The organism is Parafrankia soli, from assembly GCF_001854695.1.
GTDB lineage: Bacteria > Actinomycetota > Actinomycetes > Frankiales > Frankiaceae > Parafrankia > Parafrankia soli.
In genome coordinates this window covers 1-17,427 of the sequence record NZ_MAXA01000114.1, presented here as the reverse complement: position 1 = coordinate 17,427, position 17,427 = coordinate 1, and the positions used below count along the sequence as shown (strand labels likewise).

19 protein-coding genes are annotated in these 17,427 nt (G+C 70.1%); 14 read left to right on the top strand and 5 right to left on the bottom strand.

The window, feature by feature from the left end:
• Window positions 1-230: 230 nt before the first annotated feature.
• On the bottom strand, window positions 231-533 hold the full coding sequence (locus BBK14_RS36890) for a hypothetical protein (protein ID WP_071061840.1): 303 nt from the start codon (window positions 531-533) through the stop codon (window positions 231-233).
• Window positions 520-753, bottom strand: a complete 234-nt coding sequence (locus BBK14_RS11590) for a hypothetical protein (protein WP_131802238.1) — start codon at window positions 751-753, stop codon at window positions 520-522. The genes BBK14_RS36890 and BBK14_RS11590 overlap by 14 nt, the downstream gene beginning before the upstream one ends.
• 89 nt (window positions 754-842) lie before the next feature.
• Between BBK14_RS11590 and lnt the strand changes: the two genes are divergently transcribed.
• From lnt to BBK14_RS11575, 3 genes are all read left to right on the top strand, one after another.
• A complete protein-coding gene (lnt, locus tag BBK14_RS11585) occupies window positions 843-2,480 on the top strand; it encodes an apolipoprotein N-acyltransferase (protein WP_071061837.1) in 1,638 nt (545 codons plus the stop codon).
• Between the two features lie 160 nt (window positions 2,481-2,640).
• On the top strand, window positions 2,641-2,934 hold the full coding sequence (locus tag BBK14_RS11580; protein ID WP_071061835.1) for a helix-turn-helix domain-containing protein: 294 nt from the start codon (window positions 2,641-2,643) through the stop codon (window positions 2,932-2,934).
• Between the two features lie 18 nt (window positions 2,935-2,952).
• The gene (locus BBK14_RS11575) at window positions 2,953-3,393 is read left to right on the top strand and encodes an MmyB family transcriptional regulator (protein WP_071061833.1); all 441 of its coding nucleotides are present in this window, start codon (window positions 2,953-2,955) and stop codon (window positions 3,391-3,393) included.
• A gap of 161 nt (window positions 3,394-3,554) precedes the next feature.
• On the opposite strand, the gene BBK14_RS11570 is transcribed toward BBK14_RS11575, so the two are convergent.
• Complete coding sequence (locus BBK14_RS11570; RefSeq protein WP_241831406.1) at window positions 3,555-4,682, bottom strand: glycoside hydrolase family 53 protein; 1,128 nt, start codon at window positions 4,680-4,682, stop codon at window positions 3,555-3,557.
• A gap of 804 nt (window positions 4,683-5,486) precedes the next feature.
• Here BBK14_RS11570 and BBK14_RS11565 point away from each other — a divergent pair.
• The 5 genes from BBK14_RS11565 to BBK14_RS11550 all read left to right on the top strand — a co-directional run bounded on the left by BBK14_RS11565 (window position 5,487) and on the right by BBK14_RS11550 (window position 9,128).
• Complete coding sequence (locus BBK14_RS11565; RefSeq protein ID WP_241831405.1) at window positions 5,487-7,187, top strand: glycosyltransferase family 2 protein; 1,701 nt, start codon at window positions 5,487-5,489, stop codon at window positions 7,185-7,187.
• A 62-nt stretch (window positions 7,188-7,249) separates the two neighbouring features.
• Window positions 7,250-7,654 (top strand): CoA transferase, encoded by a 405-nt coding sequence (locus tag BBK14_RS11560; RefSeq protein ID WP_241831404.1) that lies wholly within the window; start codon window positions 7,250-7,252, stop codon window positions 7,652-7,654.
• The gene (locus BBK14_RS39920) at window positions 7,655-7,822 is read left to right on the top strand and encodes a hypothetical protein (protein ID WP_241831403.1); all 168 of its coding nucleotides are present in this window, start codon (window positions 7,655-7,657) and stop codon (window positions 7,820-7,822) included.
• Window positions 7,823-7,864: 42 nt separating this feature from the next.
• On the top strand, window positions 7,865-8,098 hold the full coding sequence (locus tag BBK14_RS11555; RefSeq protein WP_071061828.1) for a DUF1003 domain-containing protein: 234 nt from the start codon (window positions 7,865-7,867) through the stop codon (window positions 8,096-8,098).
• Between the two features lie 91 nt (window positions 8,099-8,189).
• Window positions 8,190-9,128: a diacylglycerol/lipid kinase family protein gene (locus tag BBK14_RS11550; RefSeq protein ID WP_071061826.1), complete on the top strand. Its 939-nt coding sequence runs from the start codon at window positions 8,190-8,192 to the stop codon at window positions 9,126-9,128.
• A 263-nt stretch (window positions 9,129-9,391) separates the two neighbouring features.
• Here the strand turns inward: BBK14_RS11550 and BBK14_RS11545 are convergent, their stop codons facing one another.
• The gene (locus BBK14_RS11545) at window positions 9,392-10,234 is read right to left on the bottom strand and encodes an alpha/beta hydrolase family protein (RefSeq protein ID WP_071061824.1); all 843 of its coding nucleotides are present in this window, start codon (window positions 10,232-10,234) and stop codon (window positions 9,392-9,394) included.
• 152 nt (window positions 10,235-10,386) lie between these two features.
• Between BBK14_RS11545 and BBK14_RS11540 the strand changes: the two genes are divergently transcribed.
• The 6 genes from BBK14_RS11540 (at window position 10,387) to BBK14_RS11515 (ending at window position 16,748) form a co-directional block, all read left to right on the top strand.
• On the top strand, window positions 10,387-11,526 hold the full coding sequence (locus BBK14_RS11540) for a PP2C family protein-serine/threonine phosphatase (RefSeq protein ID WP_083390872.1): 1,140 nt from the start codon (window positions 10,387-10,389) through the stop codon (window positions 11,524-11,526).
• Window positions 11,527-11,672: 146 nt separating this feature from the next.
• Window positions 11,673-12,056: an RNA polymerase sigma factor gene (locus tag BBK14_RS11535; RefSeq protein WP_241831402.1), complete on the top strand. Its 384-nt coding sequence runs from the start codon at window positions 11,673-11,675 to the stop codon at window positions 12,054-12,056.
• 25 nt (window positions 12,057-12,081) lie between these two features.
• Window positions 12,082-13,317 (top strand): hypothetical protein, encoded by a 1,236-nt coding sequence (locus tag BBK14_RS11530; protein ID WP_071061819.1) that lies wholly within the window; start codon window positions 12,082-12,084, stop codon window positions 13,315-13,317.
• A gap of 277 nt (window positions 13,318-13,594) precedes the next feature.
• A complete protein-coding gene (locus BBK14_RS11525; protein WP_071061817.1) occupies window positions 13,595-15,289 on the top strand; it encodes a TIR domain-containing protein in 1,695 nt (564 codons plus the stop codon).
• A 131-nt stretch (window positions 15,290-15,420) separates the two neighbouring features.
• A complete protein-coding gene (locus BBK14_RS11520) occupies window positions 15,421-15,627 on the top strand; it encodes a hypothetical protein (protein WP_071061815.1) in 207 nt (68 codons plus the stop codon).
• Window positions 15,624-16,748, top strand: coding sequence for a CaiB/BaiF CoA transferase family protein (locus BBK14_RS11515; RefSeq protein WP_071061813.1), 1,125 nt, complete (start codon window positions 15,624-15,626; stop codon window positions 16,746-16,748). Before BBK14_RS11520 ends, BBK14_RS11515 begins: the two co-directional genes overlap by 4 nt.
• 97 nt (window positions 16,749-16,845) lie before the next feature.
• Here the strand turns inward: BBK14_RS11515 and BBK14_RS11510 are convergent.
• Window positions 16,846-17,427: IS630 family transposase (locus BBK14_RS11510; protein WP_116430048.1), on the bottom strand; the 582-nt coding region annotated here is incomplete at its 5' end.

Genomic DNA, 17,427 nt, shown 5'->3' with positions numbered 1-17,427 from the left:
CGTGCGGCCCTGGCTACTCGTGCGGCTGCTGATCACACGAACGCCAGCGAGGTGATCCGCCAAGCCCTCCGAGCCTGGCTCGACGTCGCTTGACGACAGCTTGCTCTCGTCTCGAAGCCGTACGGCATCGAGACCAGCCAAATCAACCGCCGAGCGTGCAGGAAGGTGGTTAACCGACGCGGGCACCGGCGCTCAACCGATCGAACGCGCTGCTGCTTGCTGGCTCGCCTTCAGTGTCCGAGGATGCGGCGCAGGATCTGGTCGACCCGCTCCCACGCGTCGGAGGGGATGGGGCCGAGTGGATGGGACAGTCCGGAGACCGGCATCCACGCGACGAGTTCGGGCAGGATCGTGCCCCTGATCGGGGTGATGATCCCGGCGTCGGCGGCGTAATCGTCGTGGGGCAGCGGATCACCGGGGATGACCGGGCAGGTCACGACTCGGCCCGTACCCGCTCGGTTGTACAGGTCGGCTGAAACGATCAGGGCGTGGGCTGGCGCGTCCGCGCGCGCCCACACCTCACCCTGCTGCACGGCGGCGCAGCTCCTCCAGACGGGCGAACTCGGCGTCGAGGGCCTCGGAAGTCACTCCGAGCGCTGCGTTGCGCTGCTGCTGTCGAGCGAACCGGGCTGTCCAGATGGCCTCGGTCAGGGTCTTGTCGACCCAGGCCGACAGGGTGAGTCCCGCGGCTTCGGCCTGAGCCCGGGCGTCCTGCAGGGTGGCCTCACGAACCGACACGCTCAGATTCGGCATGCTACGCATCATAGGACGGCCCATCCCATCGGCAGTGCGATCTCGCTCCTCCGGGCGCACGCCGCCGGGCCCGGTAGCACCATCGAGACATGGCCAGCAGCGCCGGCCGCCCCGTGTCCGTCGACGCGGGCGGGCATGTGCGGCTGGTGCCGACCCGGTGGTCCCGGTGGCGGTACCGGGCGCTGTCCGCGTTGCTCGGGGCGGTGCCCGCCGTGGCGTTCCCCGCGCTGTCGGCGTGGCCGGTCGGCTTCGTCGGGGTGGTGCCGGCAACCCTGGTGATCGTGGCGGCCGCCGTCCCGCGGGAGGCGGCGATCCGTGCCTGGTGCGGCGGTACCGGGTTCTTCCTGGCGACCTGCTATTGGCTGGTTCCGAACACCGGTCCGTTCATCGTCGTCCTCGGTCTGGCGCTCGGCGTCACCTGGATGCCGTGGGGTGTCCTGGTCTGGACGGCGCTGCGCCCCCGGCTGCCCTCCCAACCGCCCGGGTACCGCCGTCTCGCCTGGGCGCTGGTCGCCGTCCCGTCCGGCTGGGTGATCGGGGAGTTCGCCCGGTCGTGGGAGGGCTTCGGTGGGCCGTGGGCGCTGCTCGGTGCCAGCCAGTGGAACGCCCGACCGTTTCTGCCGCTGGCCGCCGTCGGCGGGGTGTGGCTGCTGAGCTTCCTGCTCGCTGCGGTCAACCTGCTGGTGGCTGCCGCGGTCATGCCGGGCCTGCGGTCGGGGCGGCGGCGACCGTGGCGGGCTGGCGTCGCGCTCGCAGCCGGCCTGCTCGTTGCCGTGATGGTGGCCGGTGCGGCGGCCGTGCCCACCCCGGCCAACACCGGCACGCTCACCGTTGGTGGCGTCCAGCCAGGCGTCGTCCACGGTGCCGACGTGCGGTTCGCCGACGGTGAGGCGGCCACCAGAAGCCTGGTCGGCACCGGGGTCGACCTGGTCGTGTGGGGGGAGAGCAGCGTCGGGTTCGACCTCGTCGACGACCAGGCACGGCTGCGCCGGCTCGAGGATCTGTCCCGCATGCTCGGTGTCCCGGTCTTGGTCAACACCGATGCGCGGCGTGCTGATGAGGTCGCCAGCCCCGACGACGGGGGCGGGGGGATCTACAAGTCTGCAGTGCTGGTCGGACCGGACGGCCCGCGCGGGCGGTACGACAAGATGCGGCTGGTGCCGTTCGGGGAGTACATCCCCCTGCGCCCCGTCTTCGGTTGGCTGACCGCGGTGACCGAGGCAGCCGCTGAGAACCGCCGCAAGGGCGTCCGGCTTACCGTGCTCGCCGCGGGGAAGCCGGACGGCAGGACGATCCGGCTCGGTCCGCTGGTCTGCTTCGAGTCGGCCTTCCCGGACATGACCCGCCGTCTGGCGAACGACGGCGCGGACGTGGTCGTCGTCCAGTCGGCCACCTCGACCTTCCAGGACAGCTGGGCACCCGATCAGCACGCCAGCCTCGCCGCGCTGCGGGCGGTCGAGGCGGGACGGCCTGTCCTTCACGCCACGCTGACCGGCGTGTCCACCGCCTTCGACGCCTCCGGCCGGCAGTTGTTCCGCCTGGGCAGGGACGGGCGCGGCGCCTATGTCGTAGACCTGCCGCTGACCAGCGCGACCGGCACCCCGTATGCCCGCCTCGGCGACTGGGTGCCCCTCGGCTCGCTCGCCATCGTCGCGGCCGTCGCGCTCGATGCCGCGGTGCTGCGGGCGGTCCGTCTGCACCGCGCCAGGCGCTTCACAGCGGGGTGATTCGGGGTGGCAGGGCGGGGCTGTCCGCGCCGACGAGGCTGTGCGGAACGCCTCTGGGACGGTTCACGGCCGTCGCGACGGCGCGGCGTAGTCCGAGGCAGGGGCGCGATTCCCTGCCAGGGAAGGGATCCCGCCCAGGCTGCACCGTACGGTGCGTGTCATGTCGGTACCGCAGTCCGCGTCACCTGCCGGTCCGCCGCTCGGAGAGCAGCTGCGCCACTGGCGGCGGGTACGCCGGATCAGTCAGCTGGAGCTCGCGTCGGCGGCGGGCAGCACGCCCCGTTACGTGAGCTTCATCGAAAGCGGCCGGGCGCAGCCCAGCCGACAGATGATCGGGCGGTTGGCCCGCGCCCTGGACGTGCCGCTGCGGGAGCGCAACGTGCTCCTGCTGGCCGGCGGCTACGCGCCGGCATACACCGCGGAGCCGCTGGACAGCCCCAGCTGGACCGCGTGAACACGGCGCTGTCGGCCCATGCTCCGCGGCCACGATCCGTTGCCGGCGGTGGTGCTGAACCGCAGCTGGGACCTGGTGCGGGCCAACAACGGTGCCCGGCTGCTGTTCGGGCGGCTGTATGCGCCGGATCCCCTGCCGGAGTCCGCGAACGTCCTCCAGATGGTTATCGAGCCGGGGCCGGTGCGGCGTGCGGTGCGCAACTGGCACAGCGTCGTCCCGCATCTGCTGGAACGGGCCCGGCGCGAGGCTGTGGGCGGAGTATTGGATGAGCGCACCGATGCGCTGGTGCGCCGGCTGCGTGCGCGAGCCGACGTCGCCGCGCTGCTCGCCAGCGACGACGCCACCCGGGCGGCCTGGTCCCGCCTGTGCGCCGCAGGGGAGCAACATGGTGTCGTTCCCGGTGAGGTTCGTGCCTCTCCCGAGGACACGCGGGACGAGATACCAGGTGCCCCGCGCTGAGACGATTCCGAGTCGTCGTCCGGCCTGTTCGCGAAGGCTGTCCTTGGTGAGGATGCCCTGCTGCTGGTAGACGCCGACCTCAATCCGGGTCCGGAGGGGATAGGCCCCTACGCGGCGTCGTCCCGGCGGTCGTCCTCTTCGTCGCCTGGTGTGATCTGCGTTCACAGGCCGGTGGCGTCGGGGGGTGCGAACGCGGCGAGGCTGGGCAGCCCGACCCCGTCCCGGTCGAACATCGCGAGGTTCGCTCCGGGGATCGGCTCGCCGGGTTTGGGGGCAACTGTGAGCCAGCCGGGCTCCCAGGCGAGGAACCCCAGGCCTCGGCCGTCCGGAACGTCGTGGAGGATCTGCCGCAGCTTGGCGAAGAAGGCTGCCTGCCCGGCCGGCGTCGCCGGCACTGTCATGGCGTCCGGTAGCTGGTCGGGGGACGTGACCCAGTCGCCCGGCCCGGGGTCGACCAACGTCCACGGATACGCGGTCTCCGCGATGAGGATGTCCCGGTGGTACTGCCGGGCCAGGCCGTCGAGCGTCGCCCGTAGCGCTGCCAGGGAGCCGGTCCAGTACGGGTAGTAACTCACCCCGATGACGTCGAACGCGGTGACGCCCGCCTGGATGAGGTTGCCGAAGAAATACTCCGAGCGGCCGAGGTCGCCCCCGCTGTCGACGTGGAGGACGATGGCCACGGGCCGGCCCGACGTGCCTTCGCGGGCACCCTCGATCGCGCTGTTGACCAGCTCCGCGAGGCGTGACCACTGTGTTCGTGTGCCGTCCCGGACATCGCCGAGCGGCCAGAGCATCCCGTTGGTGATCTCGTTGCCGATCTGAACCATGTCGACGGGCGTTCCCTGCGCCGCCAGTCTGGCGACCAGACCGCGTGTGTATTCCCGGACCTTCGCTGCCGTCGTCACGAGATCGGCGCCACGCCACGCCACCGGGATCTCCTGTGAATGCGGGTCCGCCCAGAAGTCGGAATAGTGCGGATTAAGCACTATTTTTAGCCCCGCGTCCGTCGCGCGGCGTGCCAGGGTGAGGACAGACTGCTCGCCGCTGTATCCGGCGGGTGGATCGACCCAGACCCGGAGCCGGACGTAGTTCGCGCCGTGCGCCGCAAGGATCCTTTCGATGGGGAGGCGCCGCCCGCCGTCGGAGAGGCCGGTCCCAGCGGCCTCCTCCTGGAGCGTGAACGAGATGTCCGCGCCCCGGACGCTGAGGACCTCGCGTGACGGTCTGTCGCGCCCGGTCAGGACGGTGACCGTTACCGCCACCGTACCCGCGGCCACGATCAGGCTCACGATGTGAATCACGCGCGCGGCGCTGCCCCGCATGGGTCTCGGTTCCTCTTCCCACAGGTCGCCTGCCCGCCAGCCGTCCGCCGTGTGCGTGCCCGGGGACGGTGACTCCGGGCTCCCGATTCACCGCGTTGTCGTGGAGCGCGCTCGGCGCGCGTACCGACGGTGAAATATACCGCTTCGCCGACTTTTCGATCCTCGATCTTGGTTGCTGGTCTACATGGACTCTCGCCCGGTGGCGCCGGACCGTCGGTGTCGGTGGTCACTCTGGGTAATGAGCTTGTCGCGAAAGGTGCCAAGCGTTGCCAGTCGGATGATAGTGGTCTAGCCTCGAACATCATCCGGGCTATGCTGACCTTTGTGTGGGTGCCCCGGTCGAATGCCTGGGCTTGGGGGGGCGGACTTGCGGTGGCAGGTCGTCGGGCGACGAGCTGATCGTCAGTGTTGGTCATGACGATGAAAGATCACTGTTTGTCGCGGAGGCGTTCGCCGGAGCGGGGTACTTCTACTCGCGGGTGATCCCTTCGCCTCTGTAGCCTCGCCTTTCTTCTGTGTGACCGGCGGTGGCGCTCTTCCTCTCCGTGCACCTTGTGTGCGGGGACGCATGGTGGCTCTTTTCTTCGCCRCTCGTCGAAACGAGCGCGCGCATTCTTCTGGGGGAGACCGGTGAATGGTCCGGTGCGCGAGGCGTACGTTTCGGAGGATCTGGCGGGTGGTGTCGGGCCGCTGACCGTCCCCCTGCAGTACCAGAGGTTAACGCCAAGCCTCCTGGAAAATTCCGGGAACCGTGTCCGGTCGACGGCCGTGATGAGCCGGTGGCAGAAACTGCAGTACTGGCTGATCACGGTGGGGTGGCTGGCTGCCACGGTGTTCTTCTGGTGGTGGTGGCTACGCGCCGACAACGTCGGCTCGATCGTGCTGTTCGTGCTGATGTCGGTGTCCTTCTTCTACGTGGGTACCCTCCTGGCGGGGATGTATCTGATTTTTGTCGGGCACATGCGGCGGCCCGTTCCCATTCCGGTGCGCCAGGCGGAGATCTCGGCGCCGATCCGGCGGGTTGCCGTCATCAGCCTCACCGTCCCCGGCTCGGAGTCCCTCGAGATCGTCCGTCGCCAACTGGTGGCGATGAGCAGGATCAGATATCCGCACGACAGCTGGATACTCGTCGACAAGGTCTCCTCACCGGAGATCGAGGAGCTCGCCCGGTCGGTAGGTGTCCGATACTTCTCGCGGCATGACGAGGCCCGCTGGGGGCGGGAGGGGGTGGCCGGCTGGAATCGCCGGAACCCGCCGTTCAAACGCAAGACCAAGGCCGGCAACGTCAACAGCTGGCTGGATGCCCACGGCCACGAGTACAGCCACTTCACCCAGCTCGACATCGATCACATACCGAACCCCGACTACCTGGACCGGGTGCTCGGCTACTTCGCCGACCCAAAGGTCAAGTGGGTGCAGGCGCCGAGTGTGTACGGGAATTTCGAACACTGGACCGCCCGGGGCGCGGCCGAGCAGGAACTGGGTCTGCAGGGACCGCTTCAGATGGGGTTCTTCGGGTTCTCGCGGACGCCCTTCATCATCGGGAGTCACTGCACCTACGACACGGCCGGCATCCTCGAGATCGGCGGGTTCCAGCCGACCAGGGCGGAGGACCACCTCGACACCGTCTGCCTGGCTGCGCGCGGATACCAGGGTGTCTTCGTCCCGGATGTCATCGCGACCGGTGACGGGCCCGAGACGTTCGAGACTTATCTGTCGCAGCAGTTCGCGTGGGCGTACTCGATGATCGAGGTCCTCCTGCGGCACACGCCCCGACTGCTCCGCCGGTACGGACTGCGGCAGGCCGTCCAGTTTCTCTTCGCTCAGACCTGGTACACCCTCTGGTCGCTGTCGATGCTGATCCTCTTCGCGCTGCCGCTTCTCGCGCTCTGCCTGAACCAGGCCATCGCGAAGGTCCACTATCTGGACTTCCTCGCCCACAGCGTTCCGCTGAGCGTCGCCTCGCTGCTGATCTGGTGGTGGAGCCGGCCGTGGCACGTGCCGACCGGTATACGGCTGACCTGGCGCGGGATCGTCCTGCACGCCGCCCGTTGGATCGTGGTCCTCTCCGCGCTCGTCCAGGTCGTCCTCAGAGTCAAGAAGCCATACATGATCACGAAGAAGGGGGTGGGGGGTGAGGCCGGAGCCGTCTCGCTGCGACCCATGGCTCCCTACGTCGCGATGGTGGTCGTCCCGCTCGCGGCCTGCTGGACCTATCTCACCGTCCATCACGCGGGCGGGAGATCGGGCTATCTCCTGTTCGCCCTGCAGGACTCCCTGACCTTCCTGCTGGTCCTGTCCGTCGTGATCCTGCAGGAGGGCCGGCTGTCCGGAGACGGGGGTACGCCGCTCGCCGTTCGGCTGCGCCGGGCGGCGGCGCCGTTGGCTATGACGGGACTGCTCACGGCCGTGACAGTTGCCACCGCGATCGCCTCCTGGCACCCGATCTGGGCGGCGCTCTCCTCCGCGTGAGGTCGTGCGGCCGGGTGCGCGCCTCAACGGATGCCGTCGTCGACAGTGCCTGACCGGGGGCCATGGAGAAGGCGGGCTTCGGATACGCGCAGACGGCCGGCGTCACCCGCGGCTGGTGTGAGCGGGCCCCGTCCACTTTCGGTGCCGACAGCCCCTACGTCGGACGTGCCGGTCATGAGATCACCTTCCTCGGCCATTCCGGTGTGCTGGCCGCGATGGCGGAGCAGCTCCCGTGGATGTCCCGGGCACTGATCGCCGCGCCCGTGGCCGGTGCCGTCGCGGCGATGGCCGTGGCCGCCGCGTTCGCCGGTGCGGCTCGCACCGACACCCGCTGTTTCGTCGACGCCTCCATCACGGACGCGTCGACGTGGCTGTTGTCCGGCATGCCGGGCTGCTTCGCCGGCGGTGCGTCCAGGATGGGATGGGCCGCGGGCCGACGGCTCTACCGATCTGTCAACGACCGATAGGTGACCGCCTCGGCGGCCGAGCCCCGGACCTGGCGTGCCCTCTGCGGCGTCCTCGAAGTCGACGATCTCGTTGACCGGCTGACGGTGTCCGCCGAGGAACAGGCGGTCCAGTCGAACGGGCGGGCGGTGCTCGCTGGGAAAGCCGTGCCTGGCTCGACGTCGCTATGACCGCTTGAATCCGCCCACCTTTGGCCGACCCTGACGCTGTTTGTGTCGCTTGAGGAGATCTTCCTCTCCACCTTCGTGATGATCGGCCAGAACCGCCAGTCCGCCTTTGCGCAAGAAAAAGCAAACCACGACTTCCATGTGGCCGAGCAGGACCTTCACGAAGACACCGAGCTTACTCGTCTGRTCCACGACCTTCTCGTCGAGATCCGCAACGGCTCCTGGGAGCAGGCGGAACGCGCGGTCGAAGAGCGGACGGGAGTGGGGGGAGGGGAGTGAGGCGGCATCGCTCGACCCGTCGGCGACGAGCCCGTCCGATCGCCGGCTGTCGCGTTACGGCTGGCAGCCCGTCGGCCCGCCGCGCCGGCCGGTGTTGTTCATCAACCCGAGGTCCGGTGGTGGCACGGCGGCTCGCGCCGGGCTGGCCGAGCGGGCCCGCGAACGCGGGGTCGAGTCGGTCCTCCTGGCCCCGGGCCAGAACCTGGCAACGCTGGTTGACGACGCCGTGGCCAGCGGCGCCGACGCGGTCGGGATGGCCGGAGGCGACGGGTCGCTGGCGGTGGTGGCCACCGCCGCCGCCGCGCACGGGCTGCCCTTCATCTGCGTCCCCGCCGGCACGCGCAACCACTTCGCGCTCGATCTGGGGGTCGACCGACGCGATCCCGGGGGCGCGCTGGATGCCTTCACGGACGGGGTCGAGCGCCGGATCGACGTGGCCGACGTGAACGGCCACCTGTTCGTCAACAACGTCTCGCTCGGAATCTACGGCGACGTCGTCCGCCAGCCCGCCTACCGCGACGCCAAGCTGAGTACGCTCCTGCGGACCGCCGAGGAGGTACTCGGGCCCAGCTCACCCGCGTCCGATCTGCGCCTGGTCGACGACCTGGGACGCGAACACCGTCAGCTCGCCGTGGTGCTGGTGTCGAACAACCCCTACGCTCTGGACCACCCCCTGCACCGCGGCACCCGCCCGGCGCTCGACACCGGCCAGCTGGGAATCGTCATTCTGGACCGCCCCGGCGACGGAGTTCGCCCCCCGGGGCGGGCTTGGAGCGCACAGGGTCTGACGGTCAGCGCCACCGCACCGGTGCACGCGGGCATCGACGGCGAGGCGGCGGAGCTACACCCGCTGCTGCGGTTCGCCGTCCGGCCCGCGGTGTTGCGGGTCCGGATCTCGGCCCGCAATCCCGGCGCCTCGCCGTCAGCGCGGTTCCCGCCCGTCAGACTGCCTGCGCGCCAGGGGGGGGCTCGGCTTCTACGAGCGGGCGATCGGCGTGCGGGCGGACTGGTCCAACCAGGATTTCGCTGAGCTCAGGACCACCTGCGCCACGCTCGCGATCGCCGGCACCCGCACCGTCGCGCTGTTCGCGCCGGACGCCGCCCGCCCGTCCGACAACCGTTCCGTGACCCCGACGGCAACCTCGTCAACTTCTTCACCCCGGTGACCCCGGCTGCCATCGCGAAGTTCGGTCCGTTGCGAGCAGCCTCGAGGTGACCGCCTTCGCCTCCCGGAGCCCGGCGGCGATCCGTGAACTACCCGCCGCTCCGGCGGACGATCTCTGCTTACAGCGGTCACAGGTTCGCGCGGAACCACTCGCTGACCACGCGGTCGACGACTTTGGCCAGCGGGATCTGCGGCGCCGGTTCGATGCCGGGCTGTTCGGCGAGTGGGTGGTCCAGGCCGGCGATCGTGCTCAGGCGGACCCGCGCCGGGTCCTGGTACTCGGCCTGGAGCGCGGCCATCAGCTCGCCGGCGTCGGAGCGGCTGATCGGGTAGTCGAGCTCGCCGCTGACCACGAGTACCGCTGGTGCCGGCCGGCGGCCGCTGATCAGCCCGGCGTGGGCCACGAAATCCAGATGATCGGCCGCGGCGTGCGCCCGTTCGTCCCATTCGTAGGACGTGCCCGCCGCCGCGGTGAAGATGTCGACCACGGTCCGCGCCCGGATGGCCGGGTTCACCAGCGCCACCGCCGACACCTGGACCGGCACCCGGGCCACCACGTTGAGCGCGACCGTCCCCCCGAGCGACGCGCCGACGATCCCGATCGGCCCGCCGCTGAGGGGGAGCTCGTCCTCCAGCGCGTCGAGCGCCGGCAGGAACTCCTCGGTGGCCTGCCGGACCACCGGATCGACGTACCGCAGCACGGGATCGGCCAGCGCGGCCTCGTACGCTCCCTCTACTGGACGTCGGCCGACCAGCGGCATCCCGAGATGCACCCGCCAGGCGGGGACGTCGGCCAGTGGGAGCACGGCGGCGAACGCGCTGTCCGAACGGGGCGCGTCCATCATGTGCCAGGTCACCACCAGCGGTGCCGGGACGTCGGCGCCGCCGGCTGGCGGCAGTGCCGTGAACGGAACGCCGGCCGCGTATCCAGTGATCGGTCCGCTGTTCCTGCCGGTGGTGGTCTCGGTCATGGTGACGAACCTAGAGCGAGGGGTGAGCCAGGGGGAGGGCGCTCTGCCGGCGGCAGACAGGTCATCGTCACGGTCCGCCGTCGCCGTCCGTCCGGTGGCCGCCCGTTCGGGTCGGGGCACACCCGACGGGTACCACGTTCGACGTGAGTGTCATGCGGGTCCGTTCGCGGGCAGCGATGCTGGTCCCGCTTGTCATCATCGTGGCGGTCTGCGTGGTCGACGCCGTCGGTGGCTCTGACTTCGTCGTCATCGCGCTTGTCGTGGTGGCTCCGCTGTTGGCTGCCAGCACGGTCGGTCCACGACTGACCGGTGTCTACGCACTCGCCGCGCTCGCCGGGGCGGGCGCGGTGGAGATCGCCAACCAGGTCGTGGAACCGGATGCGGGAGGGGGCCAGATCGCGCGGGTGAYCCGGCTCGCCGGCATCGCCCTCGGCGGCGGGATAGCCGTGGTCGCGAGCCGGGCCCGCCAGGCTCGGGAGCACCGGCTGACCGCGCTGGTGCGGGTGGCCGAGGTCGCGCAGCGTGCCATTTTGAGCCCGGTCCCGGCGGTTGTCGACGGCCTGCGGTTCACCGCCCTGTACCGGAGCGCGGCCACGGAGGCCAGCGTCGGCGGAGACCTCTACGAGGTGGTGGACACCCGGTGGGGCGTGCGGCTGCTGGTGGGGGACGTCCGGGGCAAGGGGCTGGAGGCGGTTCGGCTCGCCAGCCGTGTCCTGGGCTGCTTCCGGGCGCTGGCGGGGCGGCTCGAGGATCCGGCGGATCTGGTCGCGGCGCTCGACAGCGAGGTCGCCGCCTTCGGGAGTGAGAAGAGCGAGGATTTCGTCACCGCGGTCGTCGCCCAGATCGACCGCGCCGGGCGGATGTCGCTGCTCAACGCCGGCCACCCCGACCCGCTGCGGGTCCGGGGCGGCGTCGTGGAGCCACTCGGTGTCGCCGACCGGCAGCCACCGCTCGGTCTCGGTGCCGCGCCGGCCGTGGCCCACTACCTTTTCGCCCGGTCTGACCGGGTGCTCTTCTACACCGACGGCCTGGCCGAGGCCCGCAACCGCGGTACCCGGGAGTTCTTCCCGCTTCTCCCGGCCGTGTCGGACGCGTTCGCCGCCGCGGAGCTGCCCGAGGCGAACGCGCACCTGGTCAGCGCGCTCGTCTGCTGGACCGGCGGCTCGCTTGGCGACGACGTCGCGCTCGTCGCTGTGGAGCGCCCCGATCCGGGGGCCGAGCAGGCCCTCCCAGCCGGCGGCGAGTCGGCCGCGGCCACATCGACAGGGCCGGGGGAGTTCCGGACCGGGTAGTGGACGTGGCCAGGATCGAGCGGACGGACGTCGCCGGGCGCTTGAGCAGGTTCTCAAGCTCTGGTCCGGTGGTGGCGAGCTCTCCTGGAGGTACAGATTCTTCGGCCCGGTGAGCATCGGATCAGCGCCTGGTGCGTCTATGTAGCGTGAAACAGACAACTACGCTGGTGGCGGGTGAGCCTCCCGGGGTCGCCGCCGTCTTCGCGGCGCACGGGGCGGGGCTGTTCCGCCTGGCGGTGCTGCTCGTCGGCGATCGGGCGACCGCCGAGGACATCGTCCAGGACGCCTTCGTCGGCCTGCAGCGACGATGGCCTGACCTGCGCGACCCGGGACGTGCACCCGCCTACGTCCGTACCGCCGTCGTCAACGGTGCAAACTCGGCCCTTCGCCGCCGGGCCCTGACCCGGCGCCTGCACGCGTCGCACCCTCCGCCGATCTGGTCGGCCGAATCGGCCGAGTACGCGGCGATTGTCGGCGAGGATCGCCGTCCAGTGTCCGTTCCACAGCGAGCAGGGGCCTGCGGACGCTGAGTCGTGTGTTCGGGCAGGAGGAAGCATGAGCACCACTGAGGATCGGCTCCGCGATGCCCTCGCCGCGACGGCGCTCGCCGCAGGGCCGGTCCCGGAGCTGGCCACGGGCCTGGCCACGGGCCTGGCCCCCACCACGCACCGCCGCCGCCGACGGCGATACGCCGCCGTCCCTCGCATGGCGTTTCCGGTCGCCGCGGCGACACTCGTGCTGATCATTGTCGGGGTGGTCGTAGTGGTGCTGCGTCATGACGTACGCGATCCGGCGATGCTGGCAGCTCCCCCGTCCAGGCCGCACTTCGTCGTCGGTATCACGGGCGGCGGATCCCTCGAGGTCTTCGAACAGGATTCGCCGACCGGGACACGGCGCCTGAGCGTGCCGAACCCGCCGGGAGTCGTCTTCCACGGTCTCAACCCGACGGAGGACCACCGCGTCTTCTTCATCAGCGGCAGCGACACGCGTGGGGGTGCCGAGGTCGGAAGTATGGAGGGCGTGGTGGCGTATCTGCTCACCATCGATCGCTCCGGGCGGAATGCCGCCCTCACCGAGATCCGGAACCTCGGCGGTGTCGGGGAGGACTTCACCTCGGCGTCTCCGGACGGCACCCGACTGGTCCGCGGGAGGCTTCCCACCGGTCCCGACCTCGACGGTTCGGCGCAGTCCGCGCCCTACCGCATCGAGATCGTCACTTCTGGCACCTCGGAGACGAAGACCTTCACACTCGCCCGCAACGGTCCGGGCACCAGCTATTCCTATGGCGGCGCCGGGTCCTTCTTCAGCTGGGACGCCACCGGTCGGTACCTCGCCTTCTTTCTCTCCGGAACACGAGCGGACGACGGCATCCGCATTCTCGACACCGAGGTCGACGGGGGCGATCTGATCGCCAACTCCCGGCTGATTCCTGGAACGGTGCGACTCTCGACTCCGACGGCGCAGACGCAGACGCAGGCRCAGACCAGCGCGCCGGTGCTGAGCGCCGACGCCAGGCACGTGTACGTCATCGCCTCGGAACAGGCCGCGGACGGGAGCGGGGTGTCCCGGGTGGTGGAACTCGACGCCCGTGACGGCCGGCAGACCCGGGTTCTGCTCGAGCAGCGCAACACCGACCCCGCTCACTCCCTCGGTCCGATGGCGGTCGACCTGGTCGACGGTGATCTGCGCCTGCGTGACAGCCACGACTGGCGCTACAGCATCGACGTCTCGACCGGCGCCGTGGCCAAGCTTCCCCCGTGGCACGGAGAACTGCTGTCCATGGCCTGGTGACGCGACCTTCTTCGTCCGCCGGCGGAGCACGGTGAACTCGGCGTCGGCGTCGGCGTCGGCGGGGGCGGGGACGCGGCGCCGTCCTGTGGTGGTCGGTCTCACCGTCAGCCCGGACTGGTGTACCTGGTCGATCAGGCAGCCGAGGTCGCCGGTGCCCGGTTGCGGCGCGGTCGCTGCGGGGGGAACGGGTCGAGCCACGAGGTGTCACGAGGAGAAGCCCGGGGCGTGACGGGGTGGCGCCATCAGCGGATCGCCACCTGTGCCAGGGTGTGTGCCCATGGCATCGGGGGACTGCGACAACGSGGACGCGGTGGCGAATGTCGCCGGGACGGACTTCTTCGTCTCGTACGCCACCGCCGACGAGGCGTGGGCGGAGTGGATCGCCTGGAACCTCGAGGAGGCCGGGTACAGCACCCGCATCCAGGTCTGGGATTTCGTTGTCGGATCTCATTTCGTTCACGAAATGCACCGGGCGGCAGGAGGCGCGGCCAGGACGGTTGCCGTGCTCTCCGCCGAGTATCTAGCCTCGGCCTACGCCGAGGCCGAATGGGCGGCGGCCTGGGCGCGTGACCCGATCGGCATCCATCGCCGGCTGCTTGTCCTCCGGGTCGGCGAGTGCGAACAACCCGGCCTGCTGCGGCAGGTCGTCGGGACGGACCTGTTCGACGTCGACGAGAACACCGCCCGGGACCGCGTGCTGGCGGCGGCCCGCGGACAGCGGCACAAGCCGAAGTCGCCACCGAGCTTCCCCGGCAGGCCCGCCACGGCGACGGCGTCCGCGAGTACGCCCACACCGGCACGACGGCCGCCTCTGGCGCGGCCGAAGTTTCCCGGCGGCCGGGTACGGCGCGGACCGTGGCCGGTCCCACGGGTGCTGATCGCGCTGGTGCTGCTCGTGGCTCTCACCGGCGGTGGAATTGTGGGCACCGGCGCCCTCAAGAACTGGCTGGGCGGTTCCGGGCCGTCACCGTATGCCGACACCGGCTGTAAGGACGTACAGGTGCTGGGTGGCCTGGCCGGTTCGCCCTACAGCCTGTACGCCCAGACGCTCGCCGACCTCATCAATGATCGCGCACTCAACGGCGGTAACCATTGGTCGGCCACYGCTGATCTGARCACGTCAGGGACCTCCGCCAGCCTGCGCACCCTCGCCGCGGACCCGAAGTGCACCCTCAGCCTCGCCCAGCTCAACGTCCCGGTGGACGCGGAACGCGGGCTGGGGGATTTCCGTCCGGAGAACGGCGGTCCCATCGCCGGTCTCCGCTACGTCGGGCAGGTCTACTACGACATCGTGCACCTCATCGTGCCGCCCGACTCGCCCATCCGTAGACTCGTCGACCTGTGCGGGAAGCAGGTTCTCGCTGGACGGGACAGCTCGGGCACCAACCAGATCAGCACTGTGCTCATCCGGTACGTGCAGGACACCTGGAACTGCAAGGTGCACAGCAGCCCCGACGAGGGGCTCAAGACGGCGCTGCCACGACTGGATCCATCCTCGACGGCCCCGGTGGACGCCGTCTTCTGGGCAGCTGGTGCCCCGACGAAACTGATCAGCGACTACCTCGCAAAGGGGCACATGATCAGGCTCGTCCCGCTGAACGACGGTCGCGTCGCCGTCGCCGAGGAATGGTCCACCGTCTACCCGGACGTGAGTCAGCCATTCGTGGCACTGCCGCTCGGCCCGGAATATCCGGGGGTGGACGAGGTCGGCACCTTCGGAACGCCGAACGGCGTGGTCGCGATGAAGTCGACGGACCGGCCGCTCGTCGCCTTTGTCGCGCGGATGCTCCAGGAACGGAGGAAGGACTTCGAGCATGACCTGTGGCCGGCGCACCCGCCGGGTTGGTTTCCCACCCCGTGGTCGTTCGCCGATTCCGGTCTGTGTCAGGCGGTCCCGCTGCACGACGCGGCCTACAAGGCGTACGTCCAGGCCCCGGACGGGCAGGCGCCCTCCGGATGCCGGGTCGGCTGACGGGACATCCGATGGATCGCGGGCGCCTGGCGCCGGATTCACGGCTGCGCTCTCGAGCCCCGGCACGGCGAGCGTCGTATGGATACTCGGGACGATGACCACAGCACCGCTCCAGGCAGTGATCTTCGATCTTGACGGCACCCTGCCGGCACCGACGACGCCTTGACCGGCTCTTCGCCGACTACCTGACCTGTTACGCGTCCACCTGGGCGAGGTTCGGCGACGTCGACGCGGCGCTGGCCGCGGTCGCCCCGGCCGGCCTCGGCCCGCACGACGAGCCAGACCGCATCACATCCCTCGACCAGCTCGCCCGATACCTGCATAGGTTTGGCGGGTGACGTTCCCTCTGCGTGGGGTCCGCGTTCTCGACCTCGCCCGGCACTATCCCGGCGGGTACTGCACCCTGCTGCTGGCCGACCTCGGCGCCGAGGTGGTCAAGGTCGAGGCCCCTGGCGCCGGCGATCCGCTCCGCGGCCCGGCCGGGACGTCGCCCGCCCACATCGGCCTCAACCGGGGCAAGCGCTCCATCACCCTCGACACGCGGCGGCCGGCGGGGCTCGACGTGCTCCGCCGGCTCGTGGCCGGGGCGGACGCCGTCGTCGACAGCTCCCGCCCGGGTGCCCTGGAGGAGGCGGGCTTCGGGTATCCGCAGGCGGCAGCCGTCAACCCACGGCTGGTGTGGGCGGCGCTGTCCGCCTTCGGCGCTGACGGCCCCTACGCCGGACGGGCCGGCCACGAGGTCACCTTTCTCGGTCAGTCCGGCGCGCTGGCCGCGATGGCCGAGCAGCTCCCGTGGATGCCCCAGACGGCGATCGCCGCGCCCATGGCCGGTGCCGTCGCGGCGATGGCCGTGGCCGCCGCGCTCGCCGGCGCTGCCCGAACCGGAACCGGCTGCTTCGTCGACGCCTCGATCACGGATGCCTCGACGTGGCTGTTGTCCGGCATGCCGGCCCAGTTCACCGCCGGTGCGCCCAAGTTGGGATGGGCTGCGGGCCGCCGGCTCTACCGATGCGCCGACGACCGGTGGGTGAGCGTCTCGGCGGCCGAGTCCCGGACCTGGCATGCGCTCTGCCGGGTCCTCGACGCCGACGATCTGGCGGACCGGCTCACGGCCCCCGTCGAGGAGCAGGCGGCGATGGCCGAGCGCTTCGAGAAAGTCTTCGTCACCCGGCCGGCGGCGCAGTGGATGGAGTCGGACCCCGCCGCGACGATCGGCGCGGTGAACGAGGGCCCGGATCTGCTGACCGATCCGCACGCCTCGGCACGCGGAGCCCTCGTGGACGTCATGGGCACGCTGGTGCCAGCGACGCCGGTCCGGCTCCGGGACGCCGAGGGACGACGGTCGTCGACGCCCACCACCGGACCGCCGGCACTCGGCGCGGACACCGACGAGATCCTCCTCGCCGCCGGCGTCCCCGACGGGGAGCTCGCCCGACTGCGGGCCGACGGCATCATCTGAGCTGGCCCTGTTGGTTGACCGTGCGGGCATTGTGAGTCAGGGTGAAACTAGTAGACTGTAAACCAAAATTCTTTCCGATGACACATAACTAAAGTCGTCACAAGTTGTTGGCGAGCAGCTTCCTGAATTCCCGGTGGAGTACCTCCACCTTGGCTACGATCTCTTCTGCGGTGGCTGTCCACTCGAACGGATGGGCGTCCCAGTTCCAGTTCTCGACATAGTTGTTGATGGTGTTGACGAGGTCCTGGACCGAGACGAACGCCCCGTGCTGGAGTGCGTGCCGRGTGAGAATACCGAACCAGTTCTCGACCTGGTTGAGCCATGAACTGCCGGACGGGGTGAAATGGAACGTGACGTTCTTGTGYCTGCGCAGCCATGTGTCGACGTCGGGGCCGTAGTGGGTGGCCAGATTGTCGACCACTACATGGAGCTCCGCACCGCCGTATTCCGCGATGACCTGGTCCATGAACGTGAGGAAATCGGCCCTGGTGTGGCTGGGGAAGCACCTGGCGGTGACCCGCCCCGTCCCGACGTCGAGGGCGGCGAACAGGTCGGTCGTGCCCTTCCGCTGGTAGTCGTGCGTGCGGGTGGCGACCCGGCCGGAGGCGACCGGCCGCGGTGGCTGCGTCCGGTCGAGTGCCTGCACCCCAGGCTTTTCGTCGATCGACAGCACCTCGGC

Excerpts from the sequence above, each read along its gene's own strand:
- BBK14_RS11590 (WP_131802238.1), bottom strand. The coding sequence starts at position 753 with ATGCCGAATCTGAGCGTGTCGGTTCGTGAGGCCACCCTGCAGGACGCC.
- lnt (WP_071061837.1), top strand. The coding sequence starts at position 843 with ATGGCCAGCAGCGCCGGCCGCCCCGTGTCCGTCGACGCGGGCGGGCAT.
- BBK14_RS11580 (WP_071061835.1), top strand. The coding sequence starts at position 2,641 with ATGTCGGTACCGCAGTCCGCGTCACCTGCCGGTCCGCCGCTCGGAGAG.
- BBK14_RS11575 (WP_071061833.1), top strand. The coding sequence starts at position 2,953 with ATGCTCCGCGGCCACGATCCGTTGCCGGCGGTGGTGCTGAACCGCAGC.
- BBK14_RS11565 (WP_241831405.1), top strand. The coding sequence starts at position 5,487 with ATGAGCCGGTGGCAGAAACTGCAGTACTGGCTGATCACGGTGGGGTGG.
- BBK14_RS11560 (WP_241831404.1), top strand. The coding sequence starts at position 7,250 with ATGGAGAAGGCGGGCTTCGGATACGCGCAGACGGCCGGCGTCACCCGC.
- BBK14_RS11545 (WP_071061824.1), bottom strand. The coding sequence starts at position 10,234 with ATGACCGAGACCACCACCGGCAGGAACAGCGGACCGATCACTGGATAC.